Annotated in this window: 15 protein-coding genes; 10 read left to right on the top strand and 5 right to left on the bottom strand. The window is 36.7% G+C overall.

All coding sequences use genetic code 11. The annotated features are described in order from the left end of the window. Positions 1 to 150 precede the first annotated feature (150 nt). The gene (gene map, locus ACFVQC_RS17665) at positions 151 to 945 is read right to left on the bottom strand and encodes a type I methionyl aminopeptidase (RefSeq protein ID WP_377898796.1); all 795 of its coding nucleotides are present in this window, start codon (positions 943 to 945) and stop codon (positions 151 to 153) included. Positions 946 to 1,102: 157 nt separating this feature from the next. Here map and ACFVQC_RS17660 point away from each other — a divergent pair, with 157 nt between their 5' ends. Genes ACFVQC_RS17660 through ACFVQC_RS17645 form a run of 4 tightly spaced genes read left to right on the top strand, consistent with a single transcriptional unit; the run spans position 1,103 to position 4,466 of the window. Beyond that, positions 1,103 to 2,005 (top strand): ABC transporter ATP-binding protein, encoded by a 903-nt coding sequence (locus tag ACFVQC_RS17660; RefSeq protein ID WP_377889631.1) that lies wholly within the window; start codon positions 1,103 to 1,105, stop codon positions 2,003 to 2,005. Then, positions 2,002 to 2,736 (top strand): ABC transporter permease, encoded by a 735-nt coding sequence (locus ACFVQC_RS17655; protein ID WP_002113090.1) that lies wholly within the window; start codon positions 2,002 to 2,004, stop codon positions 2,734 to 2,736. The genes ACFVQC_RS17660 and ACFVQC_RS17655 overlap by 4 nt, the downstream gene beginning before the upstream one ends. Then, positions 2,737 to 3,867, top strand: a complete 1,131-nt coding sequence (locus tag ACFVQC_RS17650; RefSeq protein ID WP_377889628.1) for a sensor histidine kinase — start codon at positions 2,737 to 2,739, stop codon at positions 3,865 to 3,867. Further along, positions 3,864 to 4,466 (top strand): response regulator transcription factor, encoded by a 603-nt coding sequence (locus tag ACFVQC_RS17645; protein WP_377898795.1) that lies wholly within the window; start codon positions 3,864 to 3,866, stop codon positions 4,464 to 4,466. Before ACFVQC_RS17650 ends, ACFVQC_RS17645 begins: the two co-directional genes overlap by 4 nt. Before the next feature lie 37 nt (positions 4,467 to 4,503). On the opposite strand, the gene ACFVQC_RS17640 is transcribed toward ACFVQC_RS17645, so the two are convergent. Continuing rightward, complete coding sequence (locus tag ACFVQC_RS17640) at positions 4,504 to 6,255, bottom strand: M4 family metallopeptidase (RefSeq protein ID WP_377889625.1); 1,752 nt, start codon at positions 6,253 to 6,255, stop codon at positions 4,504 to 4,506. A 171-nt stretch (positions 6,256 to 6,426) separates the two neighbouring features. Between ACFVQC_RS17640 and ACFVQC_RS17635 the strand changes: the two genes are divergently transcribed. Both ACFVQC_RS17635 and papR read left to right on the top strand, forming a co-directional pair. Next, positions 6,427 to 7,284, top strand: a complete 858-nt coding sequence (locus ACFVQC_RS17635) for a helix-turn-helix domain-containing protein (protein WP_002016331.1) — start codon at positions 6,427 to 6,429, stop codon at positions 7,282 to 7,284. 88 nt (positions 7,285 to 7,372) lie between these two features. Then, positions 7,373 to 7,519 (top strand): quorum-sensing peptide PapR, encoded by a 147-nt coding sequence (gene papR, locus ACFVQC_RS17630; protein ID WP_002144697.1) that lies wholly within the window; start codon positions 7,373 to 7,375, stop codon positions 7,517 to 7,519. A gap of 16 nt (positions 7,520 to 7,535) precedes the next feature. Here the strand turns inward: papR and ACFVQC_RS17625 are convergent, their stop codons facing one another. The 3 genes from ACFVQC_RS17625 to cls all read right to left on the bottom strand — a co-directional run bounded on the left by ACFVQC_RS17625 (position 7,536) and on the right by cls (position 12,523). Then, positions 7,536 to 10,214, bottom strand: a complete 2,679-nt coding sequence (locus ACFVQC_RS17625) for a DUF4084 domain-containing protein (protein WP_377898794.1) — start codon at positions 10,212 to 10,214, stop codon at positions 7,536 to 7,538. A 128-nt stretch (positions 10,215 to 10,342) separates the two neighbouring features. Beyond that, positions 10,343 to 11,296 (bottom strand): UV DNA damage repair endonuclease UvsE, encoded by a 954-nt coding sequence (gene uvsE, locus ACFVQC_RS17620; protein ID WP_377898793.1) that lies wholly within the window; start codon positions 11,294 to 11,296, stop codon positions 10,343 to 10,345. Positions 11,297 to 11,329: 33 nt separating this feature from the next. Continuing rightward, positions 11,330 to 12,523, bottom strand: a complete 1,194-nt coding sequence (cls, locus tag ACFVQC_RS17615) for a cardiolipin synthase (protein WP_377898792.1) — start codon at positions 12,521 to 12,523, stop codon at positions 11,330 to 11,332. Positions 12,524 to 12,913: 390 nt separating this feature from the next. Here cls and ACFVQC_RS17610 point away from each other — a divergent pair, with 390 nt between their 5' ends. From ACFVQC_RS17610 to ACFVQC_RS17595, 4 genes are all read left to right on the top strand, one after another. After that, positions 12,914 to 15,025 (top strand): (Fe-S)-binding protein, encoded by a 2,112-nt coding sequence (locus tag ACFVQC_RS17610; RefSeq protein WP_002144705.1) that lies wholly within the window; start codon positions 12,914 to 12,916, stop codon positions 15,023 to 15,025. A 9-nt stretch (positions 15,026 to 15,034) separates the two neighbouring features. Continuing rightward, positions 15,035 to 16,318: an acetyl-CoA C-acetyltransferase gene (locus tag ACFVQC_RS17605; RefSeq protein WP_377889616.1), complete on the top strand. Its 1,284-nt coding sequence runs from the start codon at positions 15,035 to 15,037 to the stop codon at positions 16,316 to 16,318. A gap of 56 nt (positions 16,319 to 16,374) precedes the next feature. After that, on the top strand, positions 16,375 to 17,226 hold the full coding sequence (locus ACFVQC_RS17600) for a 3-hydroxybutyryl-CoA dehydrogenase (protein ID WP_377898791.1): 852 nt from the start codon (positions 16,375 to 16,377) through the stop codon (positions 17,224 to 17,226). A gap of 72 nt (positions 17,227 to 17,298) precedes the next feature. Next, complete coding sequence (locus ACFVQC_RS17595; RefSeq protein ID WP_001009066.1) at positions 17,299 to 18,429, top strand: acyl-CoA dehydrogenase; 1,131 nt, start codon at positions 17,299 to 17,301, stop codon at positions 18,427 to 18,429. Positions 18,430 to 18,443 lie beyond the last annotated feature (14 nt).

Genomic DNA, 18,443 nt, shown 5'->3' with positions numbered 1-18,443 from the left:
ATCTTTTTAGTAAAGATAAGCCTAAATAACCTCCGCTAAAGATTATATACTTAAATGATAAAGAGTTCAACAATATTTCATATATTTTCCAAAAGTGAAAAAACGACTGTTTTATGTAGAATCAATCTACAAAACAGTCGTTTTTTTGTATTATATTTCTGTTAAAATTATTGGCTCACCACGTGTTACGACAACTGTATGTTCACATTGTGCAACAAGGCTTTTGTCAGGAGTAATGAATGTCCAACCATCATCACCGCGCTCGATAATATGATCAGCTTTCATAGAGATAAATGGCTCTACAGCGATAACAAGGCCGTCTTTTAGAAGTGCATTATCCATTGGATCATAGTAGCTTAAGATGTGATTTGGGGCTTCGTGTAAGCTAAGACCAATGCCGTGACCAGTTAAGTTTTGAATAACGTTATATCCATTTTTATGTGCAAAGTTAGAAACAGCACGACCAATTTGATTTTGTTTTGAGCCAGCTTTTACCTTTTTCATTGCTTCCCAAAATGAGTCTACTGCTGCTTGGCAAAGCTTTTCTTTTTCTTCATCTTCTCCGAGAACAAAGGAGATACCTGTATCTGCATAATAGCCGTCAAGTGCTGCTGATACGTCTACGTTTACTAAGTCGCCTTCTTTTAATACACGATCTCCTGGAATGCCGTGAGCAACTTCTTCATTTACACTAATGCAAGTTACGCCTGGGAATTTATATTCTTTTTCAGGTGCTGACATAGCACCGTGCTCATCTAATACCTTTTTACCAATTAAATCTAGCTCTTTCGTTGTCATACCTGGCTTCGCTTGCTTTTTCATTTCTTCGCGTGCAAGTGCAACGATGCGGCCGATTTTTCGTAAACCTTCTAAATCTTGTTCATTACGAATAATCATGAAAACCACTGTCCTTCCTCGAATAGATATCTTATCCGATTGTATCATGTTTATTTTGCTCCTGCTACTTGCGTGCGGTATGCGGGGTGATTCTGCTCATAGAGAATACATGACAATTGTCATATTGATGTCATGACGCATCATACTGTTTCCTAACTTTTCCAAGGAATACAATGTAAATATAAGAAACGGCGGGGGTGGAGAGATGGAAAAGATTATTGAAGTAAATGGTGTTTCTAAAACATTTAAACATAAAAAAGCAGTAAATAACGTTTCATTTCATGTAAATAAAGGGCAAATAGTAGCATTACTCGGTCCAAATGGTGCGGGGAAAACAACGACAATTTCAATGATGCTCGGATTAAAAGATCCGACAGAGGGGAATGTCTCTATATTTGGAAAGAGTCCGAAGCACAGAGATGTTCGTAATAGCCTCGGTGCGATGCTACAAGAAGTAAGTGTGATTGATAGTATCACGGTAGAAGAAGCAATCGAGTTATTCCGTAGTTATTATACGAATCCAGTAGCGAAAGAAACATTACTTCAGTTATCAAATTTAGAATCAGAGCGAAAGCAAAGATGTGAAAAATTATCGGGTGGCCAAAAGAGAAGGTTAAATTTTGCACTGGCACTTGCAGGAAATCCAGAGTTGTTATTTTTAGATGAGCCGACAGTTGGAATGGATATTACGTCTCGAAAAACATTTTGGGAAACGATTAGAAAGTTAGCAAGTGAAGGGAAAACGATTATTTTAACGACGCACTATTTAGAAGAGGCAGATGCTTTAGCGGATCGGATTTTATTATTTGCGAACGGAAAGATCATCGCAGATGGTACGCCAGATGAAATGAAAGCGACGATTTCTCGAAAAACGATCTCGTTTTATTTGAAAGAAAGTATCCCTATGGGCTTGCTAAAAGAATTGCCGAATGTAACAGGAGTACAGTCAAATGAGGGGCGGATTATTTTAACAACGGAGGATACTGATGCCACGTTACAAGCAATTTACCAAAAGAATTTACCTGTAACAGGTATTTCAGTTGAACGTGGAAGTCTCGACGAAGCATTTGAACAGTTTGTCGCAAATCAGAAGGGGGAAATCGCATGAGAGCACTATGGATGCAATGTAAAATAGAGGTTTTACGTACGTTCCGTAATAAATTATTTATCTTTTTCTCATTATTAATGCCAGTTATGTTTTACTATATTTTCACAAATGTTATTCAAGTCCCACAAAACGGAGATGCTTGGAAAGCTCATTATTTAATTTCAATGGCGACTTTCAGTATTGTAGGGACTGCACTTTTTAGTTTCGGTGTGAGACTTTCTCAGGAAAAAGGGCAAGGATGGACACATCTTTTAAAAATTACACCACTTCCAGAGGGAGCATATTTAGCAGCAAAGATTATTGCTCAAACAGTAGTGAATGCTTTTTCAATCTTAGTTATTTTTATGGCAGGAATATTAATTAATAATGTCGAGTTAACAGTAGGTCAATGGATTGGTGCCGGATTATGGTTATTATTAGGCGTGACACCATTTTTAGCACTCGGAACAGTAATAGGTTCAATCAAAAAGGCGGATGCAGCTGCTGGCCTGGCTAATATTTTAAATATGAGCTTAGCTGTAGTTGGCGGATTATGGATGCCAATTGAAGTATTCCCAAAAGTATTAAGAACGATTGGAGAATGGACACCAACATATCACTTCGGAAGCGGGGCATGGGATATTGTAGCTGGAAAATCAATTGGATGGGAAAATATCGCGGTACTAGGAGGTTATTTCCTTATATTTGTTGTAGTATCAATATATATAAGAAAAAGACAGGAAGCGGTATAAATGATAGAGAAGAAGAGGATTGAGATTTTTCCGAAACAGATGGGTTTCTTCCCATATATGTGGTTAGTGTATCTGTTATTTCCAATTTATAATTTAACACAAGTATCAGGGGGGAAGCTTGCAATAGGGATCGGTATGTTGATGGTTTTCATCGTCACATACCGTCAACTGTATTTTGTGCAGGAGACGTTCATTTTGTGGGCGTGTATTCAAATGTTACTAACCGTTTTATTTGCTGTATTTTATAATCCTTTCATGATTTTCTTTGGATTTTTTACGGCAAGTGCGATGGGATTTGCGCCAAGTAAAAAAGTATTTCGATTGTTGTGGGGCCTGTTAATTGTAATGCTGGGAGCTTTTATATTTGTAAACTTTAATCAACTAACAACTACAAGTTTAGTGAATATAGTTCCAATGTTTATTTTAATGCTACTTACACCATTTGGAATGCGTAATTTTAATCAAAAAAAGATGTTAAAGAATCAATTAAATGAAGCAAACGAGCAAATTAAAGATTTAGTAAAACGTGAAGAACGGCAGCGAATTGCAAGAGATCTTCATGACACGTTAGGCCACACATTATCCCTTATTACGTTAAAAAGCCAGCTTGTTGAGAAGTTAATCGTAAAAAATCCAGAGCGTGCAAGTATAGAAGCCAAGGAAATTACACAAACATCTCGTACCGCTTTAAAGCAACTGAGGGAATTAATTTCTGATATGCGCATGATCACAGTAGAAGAAGAGCTTGAGCAAATAAAAGCAATCTTACAAGCAGCTAACATTGAATTGGAAATAAAGCAGGAAGCAAGTTCAAGTTCGTTATCACCAATTGAACAAAATATTGTCGGGATGTGTTTACGTGAGGCTGTTACGAACGTTGTAAAGCATAGTAAGGCATCGCGGTGTACAGTTTCTGTATTGGAATCACAGGGTGAATTAATTTTAACAGTAGAAGACAATGGTATCGGTTTAGAGGATCAAAATCATGATGGAAACGGTATCCGCGGTATGAAAGAGCGAATTGCTCTTATTGATGGATTTGTTGAACTAAATACGATACATCCAGGGACGCTATTAACAGTAAAAGTACCAGTTGTCATTAGAACAGGAAAAGATGAGGTGAGGGCATGATTCGAATTATTATTGCGGAAGATCAACGGATGCTTCGTGGTGCATTAGGAGCCCTACTTGATTTAGAAGATGATATGGAAGTGATTGGGCAAGCTGCGAACGGGGAAGAGGCGTTAAAATTAATTGAATCGTTAAAGCCGGATATAAGTATTATGGATATTGAAATGCCGATTCAAAGTGGATTAGATGTTGCTGAAACTTTAAAGAAAGAAAAATCATTATGCAAAGTAATGATTTTAACAACATTTGCAAGGCCAGGGTATTTTGAAAGGGCGATGAAAGCTGGTGTGCACGGATATTTGTTAAAAGATAGCCCGAGTGAAGATTTAGCCGCAGCCATTCGTAATGTAATGAAGGGAAAACGAGAGGTTTCTCAAGATTTAATGTTTGGTTTATGGCAGGAGCAAAATCCGTTATCAGATCGTGAAAAAGAAGTATTGTTACTTGCTAAAGAAGGAAAGACGGCAAATGAAATTGCGAAGGCACTTTATCTTTCACCTGGTACAGTGCGTAATTATATTTCTGAAGTGTTAACGAAGCTCGACGCGAAAAATAGAATTGAGGCAATTACAATTGCGGAAGAAAAGGGATGGATATGAAAAGAAGTTTACCTACAAACGGTAAACTTCTTTTTTATTATTGTACTTCTATTACTCTATTTACTTTTTGTAATGGTTTATAACCATGTGCTTCAAATGCTTTTGCAAATTCATTTGATACGGCATTTCCGTATAAATCTTTTGCAGCCTGTACGATGTGGGACTGAAGTGATTCAAAATCTTCAGCTGAAGTTGCGTAGTTTTGCAATGCCCGCATAACAACTTTACTTACCTTTTCATTGCCTTGTTTTTGAACAGCAACATTGTTATATGTCTTACCCTCAGCTAATTGATATAATACGTGACTAATGATACCAGAATTTACGTGCGACTCTTGATCATTTCCGTCATTATAGAAATCTTGTAAGTTTGTATATAGTTTGTTGCCGCCGTCACCAATTTCTCCCGGGATGTCACGGATTGTTAGGCCACCTAGTGTATCGCCCATAATCCAGTTTCCTTTATCTTTCTTTACATAATATTCGATTTGCGTGCCCCAGAAATCTGCTAGTCCTTCGTTTAACGCAGATGTTTCAGCGCTTGGATATCTCACGATTTTATTCTTTGTCGTACCGCTGAATACAGCATGTCCAAATTCATGGGCTGTTACGTCAAGAGCAGAGGTTAATTTTCCATTTAGCCCGTCACCAAAGACCATTTGATTCCAACCTGGATGCCAAAACGCATTTACATAGTTTTCTTTTACACCATCACTAACTTCAGTAGAATCGAATCCGTGGACGCTAGCAATAACTTTTGAATCCTTATTATCATAACTTTTTAGATTATGTTCTTTCTTAAAATAGTCGTAAATATTACTCATATTTTTCATAACACCAGCTGCTTCTTTATCTGCAAAGCTCGAAGTGTCACTTGAAATAAGTGTCCCTGGATAACCGGCTTGGCTATCGCCACCAAGGGAGTCAGCATAGTCTGCGTTATAAATATAAATACCATTTCCACGGGATAAATCAGCTAAATAAAATTTTCCGTCAGTACCTTTTGCGATATTAAATAATACATTTTCTTGTAGCGCATTTTTCCCAGTTCCTTGTTCTTTCGCTGGTGATAGTTTAGGTGCTGTTACTTGATTAATAGTTTTATTCTCTTTATTTTTAATGAACTTTTCTTGGAAAAGTACTTCACCAGTTTGTAAGTCCATGATTGCATTTCCGTTTATAACTTGTTCATTGTTTTCATAAGTAAATGTAAGGACCGTTGCGTATGTATAGTGCCCATCTTTTTTCTTATAAACTACCGTTTCGCTAGAAAATTCTGTTTCTGTCGCATCACTTGGAATTTGAAGTATATTGCGTAATTTAGATTTTACTTCATTTTTCGACAAAAAATTTGTTATAGTAAGATTAAGTTGTTGGTCTAAATTTTGGGCAACTTTACCACTAACAGTTGTAATTACTCCATTTTTATCTACTTTTACAATGAGATCTTGACCATATACTTTATAGTTTTTGTATGTTTGTGCAAGGCGTAATTCGGTTTGATTTTCTTTTGTTTCTTTATTTGTAGGTTGAAAATCGACATTCTTTTCAGTAGTAACTTGCTCTTGTTGAGCTTTAGCCCCATTTACCTCACCCTTTAAATACTTTTTAGCAATATTCTCTTTTGTATCGTTTTGAGGTTGTGTTAATTTTCCGATTGTTAAACCAGGCTGAGCAATTTCAACTTTCACTTCATTTTTATCTAATTCTTGAGCGTGAATAACTTCTGTTGATAAAGGACAAAGAAGACCGAATGTAACGAAAGCACTAGCAAGTTTTCTATAATTCATCTATAACACTCCTAATCTTGTATTGTGTATGTGAGATGAATTGTATGAGAAATTTGCCGAATTTTATATATATTATGCATTATTTCATATCAAAAATTGTCGAATTCACATTATTGTAGTGGTATGACAACTTAAAAAAATTAGATTGTTATAATGGGATGGTGAGTAAGTATGCACGCAGAAAAATTAGGAAGTGAAATAAAGAAAATTAGGGTGATGAGAGGATTAACACAAAAACGGTTGTCCGATAATATATGTCACCAATCGGAAGTGAGCCGAATTGAATCGGGCGCGGTATACCCAAGTATGGATATATTGCAAGGTATTGCGGCGAAATTACAAGTTCCCATTATTCATTTTTATGAGGTACTCATTTATTCTGATATTGAGAGGAATAAGCAGTTAAAAGATCAAATTATTATGCTTTGTAAGCAAAAGAAATATAAAGAAATTTATAATAGGGTATGGAATGAGCTGAAAAAGGAAGAATATCATCCCGAGCTTGAGCAATTTCTTCAATGGCAATATCATGTAGCTGCTTACATATTGAAAAAAATCGATTACGATTATTGTATTTTAGAATTAAAGAAATTGCTCAATCAACAATTGGTAGGAATAGATGTATATCAGAATCTTTATATTGAAAACGCAATTGCAAACATTTATGCTGAAAATGGCTATTTTAAGAAGAGTATTGAGTTATTTGAAAATATATTAAAACAATTAGAGGCATTGCATGATAATAAAGAGTTTGATGTGAAGGTGAGACATAATCATGCAAAAGCATTATACCTAGATAATCAATACGAAGAAGCGCTTTGTCACGTAAATAAAGCCATTGAACTATCGTGTCAAATTAATAGTATGACATTGATTGGGCAGTTATACTATCAAAAAGGTGAATGCCTCGAAAAGCTAGAGTGTGATAGAGCAGAAATTGAAGATGCTTACGAAAAAGCGTGCTTCTTTTTCGATATATTAGGAATCCATGCGTTAAAAGAATCACTTATAAAAAAAATGAAGAAATAAAAAGACCTAAAAAACAAATATGCATAATTGCATACGGTATGGATAAATTTTCATGATATATTTAAAGAAAAAATGTGGGTGATGGAATATGAAAAAACTACTTATTGGTAGTCTATTAACGTTAGCAATGGCATGGGGTATTTCACTAGGAGATACAGCTTTAGAGAAAAATCAAGTGATTTCTCATAATGATCAAGAGATACAATTAGCTTCAGATGTACCTTTTGAGTACTAAAAAACAACCGTCTTACTTAGACGGTTGTTTTTTTGTGGAGTAACATCCAAACATCTTTACTAGAAACAGGTTTGCTAAAGAGGAATCCTTGAATGTGGTCACAGTTTTGTTCGTGTAAAAACTTCCATTGTTCTTCTGTTTCTACACCTTCCGCAATAACCTTTAAATTTAATTCTTTTGATAGCGTAATAATGGAAGCGATAATCGCTTCTTCTAAAGGGCTATTTGTAATTCCACAAATAAATTCTCGAGCAATTTTTAATGTATTGATTGGATATTTCGTTAAATAAGCTAAAGAACTATAACCAGTTCCAAAGTCATCAATTGAAATTTGAATACCGAGATTTTGAAGTTCTTCTAGTTTAGCAATTACAGAATGATTTTGATTAATCGCGATACTTTCCGTAATCTCAATATCTAGCGCTTCCGACTTTAGTTCTGTTTCTTCCAAGACTTTTGAAATAGTTGATATTAAATCTGCGTGATTAAATTGAACAACAGATAAATTCACACCAACCTTTAAGTTTGAGAATCCTTGGTTATGCCACTTTTTTGCTTCTAAGCAGGCTGTACGTAAAATCCAATTACCAAGTTCAATAATAAATCCTGTCTCCTCTGCTAGAGGGATGAATTGGGCAGGTGATACAATCCCGAGTTTTGGGTGTTTCCAACGAATTAACGCCTCAAAACCGATAATTTGTTTTGTTTTTGTGTTTACTTGTGGCTGGTATTCAAGGAAAAATTCATTTTGTTGTAGTGCTTTTGAAAGCTCACCTTCTAGGAAGTGTATTTCATTTTGAGCAATACTCATTTCTTTTGAGAAGAAAACGAATCTGTTTTTTCCATTTGCCTTTGCTCGATACATAGCCATATCTGCATTTTTCATTAATTCGGTTACATCGGTTCCGTAGTCAGGGTACATTGCAATTCCGATACTCGGTGTAACAGAAAGTTCTTCATCCTTAATAAAGTAAGGCTTATTTAAGATAGTTAAAATTTGTCCAGCTATAAAAGAAGCACTTTTTTCAGAGTACATATCTGGTAATAGAATCGTAAATTCATCTCCGCCTTGGCGGGCAACGATATCTTTTGAACGCAAACATCCACGTAATCTTTTGGCTACTTCAATTAATAATAGATCCCCAACATCATGGCCGAGTCGATCGTTAATTTTTTTAAATCGATCTAAGTCGAGGAACATGACCGCAACGTCATTAGTGTTGTTTTCAGCTGTATTTAAAATCGTTTTTAAATCTTTTTCGAATTTCCGGCGATTCGGTAGTCCTGTAAGTGCATCATGGAAAGCCAAATGTTCTACTTGTTTTTGTTTTTCATATAAAGTTGTAATATCACGTGCTATACCAAACATCCCAACAACTTCTTTATTTATAAAAGTCGGGATGAGTGTAATGTGAAGGTAATAATAATAGCCCTCTTTTTCTTTTGTACGAACTTCTAGAGTTTGTGGTCCACCTTCTTTTGTAATTTGCAAGGATTTCTTCAATAATTTATGATCTTTTGGGTCAATGAAGTGTAGAAGAGAATAGCTCGTTACTTCACAATAGTAGGCTGTAAATAAACTTTCGCAAGCCTTATTAGATTGTTGAAAAATCCCGTTCATATTTAAAGAAAAAACAGCATCAGGATGATCTTCGAATAAAGATTTATAACGTTGTTCACTTTTTGATAGTGCAGATGCGCCTTCTTCAACTTTGCCTTCTAGTTGTGTAGTCAACTGTTCGTACGTATCGATTAATACTTGATTATCTTTCCACATGTAAAGTTGTCGTAGGAATAATAAGATAAGTGATAATACGAGACCGATTAACATGAACTTATCATCCCAAGGCTGAATGACAATAAAGGAAAAAGTAATGATTATACTAAAATAAGGTAATATAAAGCGTACATAATCGAATCGATAATATTTAGTCTTAGTTTCATGTTGCATTGGTTTATCTAAAATGTATAGTATGGACGATAAACCGATTAATAAAATTGAAGCAGTATGTATTAAATAAGAGACTTCAGAAGAAGTTTCCATTCCTGATCTTAACTGGAACAGGTGTATATATCCGTAAACAAGTATGATAGTGAAGCCGACAATTAATGAGATTCTACTAGAAGAATACTGTTCTCTTCTATATAAGCTAATAACGGCGTAAATTACTAATGATTGTGCAATGAAATATCCAATTAAAACCCACGTATCTGTTGTTAACATACGAAAGCTTGAAATGTCTAAAATAAAGGTTAAGGTAAAGTAAATATTCATAATAACAATAAAGATGCTATCGAATGAAAATTGAGCAAGACCTCTAATGGAGTAATGTTTTATGAACTTTATAGCAAAGCCAGAAAAGAGCAAAATATATTGTACGATGAAAAAAGGTAGTGCTCTATATGAAAATATGACTTGATCATAAATAGAAAGAGAATGAAGAAATAAAGTTATTTCCATAGTTAGTCCACATAGGCAAGTACATAGTAGTAAAACCCAAAATAGTTTATCACCGCGCTTCATTTTTTTAATTGCTTTATATAAACAATAACAAGAAAAGAGTGCAGCAAAACAAAATAAGAAGAGAATTCCAATTTCTTTTATATTCAAGTCCTTAGGGATAAAGAATATCCAAAGAGAAAATATAATAATATACATCATGACAAATTGTACATATTTTTTTTGATTGATCATATAATGGCTCCGTTTCAATAAAGTTGAATCACAGGGGGAAAATGCTAATTTAAATAATAGCATACAAATGGAGATATTTTTTACTGTAAAAATTACTTTTTTTTGAAAAAATAGCGCAATGTTACAAATTACCATTGTAACGTTGCGCCATTTTTTCTTTTTATTCCTCTTATTGAAGAGATTTCACTTATTAATTGGAGAAGTGCTAAATCCTTTTGTTTGCTTTCAATCATAATATCGAAATTACGGTCAACTTTTTTTGCAATGTGCAAAAAGGGTTTGATAAATTCTAAATCAATATAATTTGAGTGGGCCCTAAATTCTTTTTCTGATTTAGGAGAAGAAATATGAACTTTAGGTGGGATATTTGTATGTGACCAAGTTTCAAATATCATAGGAATTAACTCTTCTAGCGGTTCACCACAAAGGTTCGCTATGTGATGATGATAATCGAACACGAAAGGGATTTTTTCTTTTTGACAAATAGCCAAAGTTTCAGAAGTGGTATATGTTTTATCGTCATTTTCAAGAGTCATTTGTTTTTTTATGTGTGAAGGAAGTTTTTTTATGTTTTCATGAAAACGTCCAATTGCACTTTCCTTATTTCCATATGCGCCGCCTACATGAATATTAATGTAGGAAGAATCTGCAATTCCTATAGCGTCTAATACGTTATAATGATAGGTCATATCTGTAATCGCATTAGTTGTAATATGTGGCTTGTCGCTTGTAAATAGCGTAAATTGATTGGGATGGAAACTTATGCGCAAATTGTGTTCCTGAATTAATGCCCCTATTTTACGCCAAAGCGGTGCAAATGTTTGAAGGTAATCAAATTTGACTTCAGGATGTGTTGCAAGCGGGACGATAGAAGATGATAAACGATATAATGGAATTTCATGTGCAATATTGTAATGAAGGATGCGTATTGTATGTTCTAGATTTTGTAGTGTAACATTATATAATTTATCTTCACGCTCTTGCTTTTTAAGTTTTTTCCAACTTGTAAATGTCATTGTTTTGGCAGGAGAACAGTCCCACAATGCCATAGCATGTGAGACATACCCAAATCGAATTATCATATGTGATGCACCTCTTTGGCTCTTGAAATTTCCCTATAAAAAGAACGCGAGTATCGTTCCTATCCATTCCTTTCCTCTATCGATAATGGAGAGGGGGCTGACATCTTCAAAGGAAAGTAATGAGGAGCGTTCCAAATCTTCCTCGAATTTACTTTTTACTTCTTGTATGAAATATTTATCGTATAAAAGGCAATTGATTTCATGGTTAACATATAAACTTCTCATATCGAAATTAGCAGTTCCGATATCACAAATATGAGCGTCTACTATAATAATTTTTGCGTGGAAAAATCCTTGCTGAAAAGCGTAAATATTACAACCAGCTTGTATTAACTTTCGGCAATATGGGAATTTTGCTTCTCGAACGAGGGCGTGATCAGCCTTTTGTGGAACGAGAATGGTTATTTGAACCCCACGTTTTCGCGCTTTTAATAATGCATTCATAATTTTTTTTCCAGGAATAAAATATGGTGTACCGATAAAGAGTTCTTTTTTCGCGCTTTCGATTAAATGTAAAAATGTACTTTGCAAATAGGCACCATCAGTAGGGATGAAACGATGTAGGACAGTCCCTGGTTGTTGCGTAGGAAAATAAAGAGATGAATCTAATAAATTTTGGTCTGTATCGTCGAGCCAATCATGTAAAAATTGTTTTTGTAAATCTTGTATCCCTTCTCCTGTAAGACGTAAATGATAATCTCGCCATAACCCTAACCTTTGATTATGCCCTAAATATTCCTCGCCAATGTTAAATCCGCCAATATAACCAATTTTCCCGTCAATAACTGTAATTTTTCTATGGTTTCTTTGATTTGCAGAAAAGAAAGGAAAAGGAAATTTCACTTTGTGACAAAATGAAAAAGAGACACCATGCTTTTGTAGGGAGTAAATCGCTTCTTTTGATAAATAATGACTTCCAAACCGGTCGAGTAAAAGTCTTACTTCAATTCCTTCTTGTGCTTTATCGATAAGTAACTTTAAGAACGTACGACTTATGTCATCGTTTTTTACAATAAAAAATAAAACGTGCACATGGTGTTTAGCTTGTTTTATATCAGTAAAGAGAGCATCGTACAGATCATTTCCATATGTATAAAGGCGAAAATCACTTTGACGTAAAGGGAAAGAACGAGAACGTACACGCTTTAAATGAACAATTCTCCCGTATGAAAGGTCGATTGTAATCCAGAGAGCGCTGCCTAATAACAAGAGAGATAAGAAAAACATAAGTAAATTCCCTCCTTCACGGTATTTTCACCATCAGTTTTTTATAAATTAAAACTTCACTTTATTCCGCTATTTGCGGGCAGTAAGACTCCCACCTCAAAATTAGGTTAAAGCAAAGAAGTTGGTTGGGATTCGGGCTGCCCGTAAAAGCCCGATTGTTGTGGGCTAATAATCAGTGGGGATGAATAGCTCCCCGCCGATTAAAGTTTCACTTTATAGTTTCACCGAAATGAACAGCTTTATTAAAAAATGTGTTGTTGTATAACAAAAAACTGTTGACTGAATGCTCACTCATTATATAATGGGAATAGGGGATACAATTCAGAAAATTATATATTTTCGAAGATTCTAAAAAAGGAAGAGGGCTTACAAAGAGAGGGGTAGCATAAAATGAATAGCTTACTAATCATTAATTGGCTGGCTGCCATTGCTGTTATTGCTTATGCGGGATATTTGTTTGTATATCTTATACGAACGAGGATGGCCTACATACAATTAGGAAAAAAGATTGAATTTGACCGTCGTTTTAAAGAGCGTTGGGATCTCCTTAAGGTCAATGTTTTCGGTCAAAAAAAGCTGCTGAAAGATAAAAAGAGCGGCATCATTCACGTTATGTTCTTTTACGGATTTATTCTTGTCCAATTTGGAGCAATTGACTTCGTTTGGAAAGGGCTCGCACCAGGATCACATCTTCCACTTGGACCACTATATCCTGCATTTACATTCTTCCAGGAAATTGTCACACTTGTTATTTTAATTGCAGTCTTTTGGGCTTTTCATAGACGCTATGTTGAAAAGCTTGTTCGTTTAAAACGTAATTTCAAATCAGGTCTTGTCCTTATCTTTATCGGTGGCTTAATGATTTCTGTGCTACTTGGTAATGGAATGGGAATTATATGGCATGGCGAAGAGCTTTCGTGGAGTGAACCAATCGCTTCTGCAATCGCTTACGTTTTCTCAGGGATAAATGAAACCGTAGCCATTTCAGTGTTCTATTTCTCTTGGTGGGTGCATCTATTAATCTTGTTAACGTTTTTAGTTTATGTACCACAATCAAAACATGCGCATTTAATTGCTGGACCAGTTAACGTATTTTTTGGTCGTCTTTCAAATCCAGGAAAACTTGAAAAAATCGATTTTGAAGATGAAACTCAAGAAACATTCGGTGTTGGTAAAATTGAAGACTTTAGACAAAATCAACTTATCGACTTATATTCTTGCGTCGAATGTGGTCGTTGTACAAATATGTGTCCGGCAACAGGAACAGGGAAAATGTTATCACCGATGGATTTAATTTTAAAACTTCGTGATCATTTAACTGATAAAGGAGCAGCGGTAACATCAAAAGCACCGTGGGTTCCAGTTGTTGCTTTTAATAATACACAAGGAAATCAGTTAGCGATGATGGCAGCTGGAAAAGGACAACAGGAATCAGCGGCTACAGCGCTAGCGTACGATCCAAGTTTAATCGGAGATGTTATTACAGAAGAAGAGATTTGGGCATGTACAACGTGCCGTAACTGTGAAGACCAGTGCCCAGTTATGAATGAGCATGTTGACAAAATTATTGATTTACGCCGCTATCTTGTTTTAACAGAAGGAAAAATGGATGCGGAAGCGCAGCGTGCAATGACAAACATTGAGCGTCAAGGTAATCCGTGGGGACTGAACCGTAAAGAGCGTGAAACATGGCGCCAAGGTGACGATGAAGTAACAGTTCCAACTGTAAAGGAGAAATCAAAAGCTGGCGAAGAGTTTGAATACTTATTCTGGGTTGGATCAATGGGGTCGTACGATAACAGGAGTCAGAAGATTGCGATATCATTTGCGAAGCTAATGAACGAAGCAGGCATTTCATTCGCAATTCTTGGTAATAAGGAAAAGAACTCTGGTGATACACCGCGCCGCCTTGGAAATGAATTTGTATTCCAGGAAATGGCGACTAAAAATATTGAAGAATTTGAAAAAGCAGGAGTGAAGAAAATCGTTACGATTGACCCTCATGCTTATAACACTTTTAAAAATGAGTACCCGGACTTTGGCTTACAAGCAGAAGTCTATCATCATACAGAATTACTAGCCCAGTGGGTGAAGGAAGGACGTTTAAAACCTGTCCATTCTATTGAAGAGACAGTTACGTACCATGATTCCTGTTACTTAGGAAGATACAACGAAGTATATGAAGCGCCGCGCGATATTCTAAAAGCAATTCCAGGTGTAAACCTTGTAGAAATGGCGCGTAACCGTGAAACAGGAATGTGCTGTGGTGCGGGTGGCGGCCTAATGTGGATGGAAGAAACGACAGGTTCTCGTATTAACGTTGCTCGTACAGAACAAGCGCTAGCTGTACAGCCATCAATTATCGGTACAGGATGCCCGTATTGCTTAACGATGATTAGTGACGGTACGAAAGCGAAAGAAGTTGAAGAAACAGTTCAAACTTTGGACGTAACGGAGATTTTAGAACGCTCAGTTATCGGACAGAAGAAAGAAGCAATGTAGTTTGTAGGCATGCATCCAATTTTAGAAAGAGGTGCAATAATTGCACCTCTTCTAAGTGTAAGGATACCGAGCGAGCGCTCGGTGCTAAAAAAAGAAATGGGGGAAAGAAATATGAATAAAACAGTTATTTTAAGTGCTGCAAGAACACCGGTTGGAAAATTTGGAGGAACTTTAAAAGACGTGAAAGCAACAGAACTTGGAGGAATTGCAATTAAGGCAGCGCTTGAAAGAGCGAATGTTTCCGCTAGTGATGTTGAAGAAGTTATATTCGGAACGGTTATCCAAGGAGGACAAGGGCAAATTCCATCACGCCAAGCAGCAAGAGCGGCCGGCATTCCTTGGGAAGTGCAGACAGAAACAGTAAATAAAGTTTGTGCATCAGGACTTCGCGCAGTTACATTAGCGGATCAAATTATTCGTACTGGTGATCAATCACTGATTGTAGCTGGTGGAATGGAATCGATGAGTAACAGCCCTTACATTTTACGAGGGGCAAGATGGGGATACAGAATGGGTAACAACGAAGTTATCGATTTAAACGTTGCAGACGGTTTAACATGCGCATTTTCAGGTATACACATGGGTGTTTATGGCGGAGAAGTTGCAAAAGAGGATGGGATCTCCCGCGAAGCACAAGATGAATGGGCATATCGTAGCCATCAACGTGCGGTTTCGGCACATAAGGAAGGTCGTTTTGAAGAGGAGATTGTACCAGTAACAATTCAGCAAAGAAAAGGCGATCCTATCGTCGTGGCTAAGGATGAGGCGCCGCGCGCGGATACAACGGTTGAAAAATTAGCGAAATTAAAGCCTGTTTTTGATAAGACGTCGGCAGTAACAGCTGGTAATGCCCCTGGACTAAATGATGGCGGTGCTGCGCTTGTATTAATGAGCGAGGACAGAGCGAAGCAAGAAGGAAGAAAGCCATTAGCGACAATTTTGGCACATACGGCGATTGCGGTAGAATCGAAGGATTTCCCAAGAACGCCAGGTTATGCAATTAATGAATTGCTGAAAAAGACAGGTAAGACAATTGAAGACATAGATCTATTTGAAATCAATGAGGCATTTGCGGCAGTAGCAATTGCAAGTACAGAAATCGCAGGGATCGATCCGGAAAAATTGAATGTAAATGGCGGTGCTGTAGCAATGGGGCATCCAATTGGAGCGAGCGGAGCACGTATTATCGTTACACTTATCCATGCACTGAAGCAGCGCGGCGGCGGAATTGGAATTGCTTCTATTTGTAGCGGTGGCGGTCAAGGTGATGCAGTGATGATTGAGGTTCATTAATTTACGTTCAGGAAATTTTTGGTTTATTAACAACTTATATTAAGGGGGAAGAAAGAATGGGTGTACAAAAAATAGTTGTAATTGGTGCAGGGCAAATGGGTTCAGGTATCGCACAAGTGTGTGCAATGGCAGGCTATGATGTGAAAGTGCAAGATTTAAAGCAAGAGCAATTAGATAGAGGGTTAGCTGTTATTTCGAAAAATTTAGCCCGCCAAGTAGAAAAAGGCCGTATGGAGGAAGAAGAGAAAGAAGCGACTTTAAATCGTCTTACATGGACGCTCGATTTAAATAGTGTCAAAGAAGCTGATCTTATTATTGAAGCAGCTGTTGAAAAAATGGATATTAAAAAGAAAATTTTTGCGAATCTAGATGAAATCGCTCCAGAACACGCAATTTTAGCGACGAATACGTCATCGTTACCAATTACGGAAATTGCGGCGGTAACGAAACGTCCTGAGAAAGTAATCGGCATGCACTTTATGAATCCAGTTCCAGTTATGAAACTCGTTGAAATTATTCGTGGTTTAGCTACAGATGATGCAGTGTACGAAACGATTGAGGATATTACGAAAAAAATCGGGAAAGTGCCAGTTGAAGTAAATGATTTCCCAGGGTTTGTATCGAACCGTATTTTATTACCGATGATTAACGAAGCAATCTATACGTTATATGAAGGTGTAGCGACGAAAGAAGCGATTGATGAAGTAATGAAACTCGGTATGAATCATCCGATGGGACCACTTACATTAGCTGATTTTATCGGTTTAGATACGTGTTTATACATTATGGAAGTGTTGCATGAAGGATTAGGAGATAGTAAATATCGCCCATGTCCATTATTACGTAAGTATGTGAATGCAGGATGGTTAGGACGTAAAACGGGTCGTGGTTTCTACGTTTACGAATAAATTCCTCCCTTTATTAAAGTAGTGGTCTTACCAAATTATTAAAAAGATATATAGCAAACGGAGGCGAAGTACATGAATTTTCATTTTACTGAAGAGCAACAAATGATGAGGAAAATGGTTCGAGATTTTGCGCAGAAGGAAATAGCTCCCTTTGTTCCTAGTATGGAACAAGGGGTGTTCCCAAAAGAGATTTTGCAAAAGATGGGTGAGCTTGGACTAATGGGTATTCCAGCGCCTGCAAAATATGGCGGGGCAGAAATGGATTTTATTTCTTATATTCTAGCGATTGAAGAAATTTCAAAGGTAAGCGCAACGGTTGGTGTAATTTTAGCTGTACATACGTCAGTTGGAATGAATCCGATTTTGTATTTTGGAACAGAAGAACAGAAGCAGAAGTATGTTTCTAAACTGGCGACTGGTGAATATTTAGGCGCATTTGCTCTAACAGAACCGAATGCAGGATCAGATGCAGGTAGTTTGAAATCAAGAGCTGTAAAAAAAGGCGATCACTACATCATTAATGGATCGAAAGTCTTTATTACAAATGGTGGTGAAGCAAGTACATATATCGTCTTTGCGTCTACAAATCCAGAGGCGGGGAAAAGCGGGATTTCAGCATTTATAGTAGAGAAAGATACACCAGGCTTAATCATCGGAAAAGATGAGCATAAGATGGGGCTTCTTGGTTCGCGTACAGTGCAACTTACATTTGAAGATATGAAAGTGCCGGCTGAGAATTTACTTGGAGAAGAAGGACAAGGATTTAAGGTGGCAATGGCGAATTTAGATGTTGGGCGAATTGGAATCGGAGCGCAGGCATTAGGAATCGCGGAAGCGGCGCTTGCATGTGCGATTGATTATGCGAAAGAGCGTGAACAATTCGGAAAGCCAATTGCGGCGCAGCAAGGAATCGGATTCAAACTTGCAGATATGGCGACTAGCGTAGAAGCAGCGCGATTACTTGTATACAGAGCGGCATCGCTAAGAGCACAAGGATTACCATGCGGTAAAGAAGCTTCTATTGCGAAATTATTTGCTTCTAAGACGGCTGTTGAAGTTGCGATTGAAGCAGTGCAAGTATTTGGTGGTTATGGTTATACGAAAGATTATCCAGTAGAAAGATTTTTCCGTGATGCGAAGATCACACAAATATATGAAGGAACGAGCGAAATACAAAAGCTTGTAATTAGTCGAGCTTTATAAAAAGGCAGAGGGGG

The sequence above is a fragment of the Bacillus sp. NPDC057893 genome (assembly GCF_042796455.1).
GTDB lineage: Bacteria > Bacillota > Bacilli > Bacillales > Bacillaceae_G > Bacillus_A.
The sequence above is the reverse complement of the archived record's forward strand: the minus strand, read 5'-3'. Positions and strand labels throughout refer to the sequence as shown.

Excerpts from the sequence above, each read along its gene's own strand:
- ACFVQC_RS17655 (WP_002113090.1), top strand. The coding sequence starts at position 2,002 with ATGAGAGCACTATGGATGCAATGTAAAATAGAGGTTTTACGTACGTTC.
- ACFVQC_RS17660 (WP_377889631.1), top strand. The coding sequence starts at position 1,103 with ATGGAAAAGATTATTGAAGTAAATGGTGTTTCTAAAACATTTAAACAT.
- ACFVQC_RS17610 (WP_002144705.1), top strand. The coding sequence starts at position 12,914 with ATGAATAGCTTACTAATCATTAATTGGCTGGCTGCCATTGCTGTTATT.
- ACFVQC_RS17605 (WP_377889616.1), top strand. The coding sequence starts at position 15,035 with ATGCATCCAATTTTAGAAAGAGGTGCAATAATTGCACCTCTTCTAAGT.
- ACFVQC_RS17635 (WP_002016331.1), top strand. The coding sequence starts at position 6,427 with ATGCACGCAGAAAAATTAGGAAGTGAAATAAAGAAAATTAGGGTGATG.
- ACFVQC_RS17650 (WP_377889628.1), top strand. The coding sequence starts at position 2,737 with ATGATAGAGAAGAAGAGGATTGAGATTTTTCCGAAACAGATGGGTTTC.
- ACFVQC_RS17600 (WP_377898791.1), top strand. The coding sequence starts at position 16,375 with ATGGGTGTACAAAAAATAGTTGTAATTGGTGCAGGGCAAATGGGTTCA.
- map (WP_377898796.1), bottom strand. The coding sequence starts at position 945 with ATGATACAATCGGATAAGATATCTATTCGAGGAAGGACAGTGGTTTTC.
- ACFVQC_RS17645 (WP_377898795.1), top strand. The coding sequence starts at position 3,864 with ATGATTCGAATTATTATTGCGGAAGATCAACGGATGCTTCGTGGTGCA.
- papR (WP_002144697.1), top strand. The coding sequence starts at position 7,373 with ATGAAAAAACTACTTATTGGTAGTCTATTAACGTTAGCAATGGCATGG.
- uvsE (WP_377898793.1), bottom strand. The coding sequence starts at position 11,296 with ATGATAATTCGATTTGGGTATGTCTCACATGCTATGGCATTGTGGGAC.
- cls (WP_377898792.1), bottom strand. The coding sequence starts at position 12,523 with ATGTTTTTCTTATCTCTCTTGTTATTAGGCAGCGCTCTCTGGATTACA.
- ACFVQC_RS17640 (WP_377889625.1), bottom strand. The coding sequence starts at position 6,255 with ATGAATTATAGAAAACTTGCTAGTGCTTTCGTTACATTCGGTCTTCTT.
- ACFVQC_RS17625 (WP_377898794.1), bottom strand. The coding sequence starts at position 10,214 with ATGATCAATCAAAAAAAATATGTACAATTTGTCATGATGTATATTATT.
- ACFVQC_RS17595 (WP_001009066.1), top strand. The coding sequence starts at position 17,299 with ATGAATTTTCATTTTACTGAAGAGCAACAAATGATGAGGAAAATGGTT.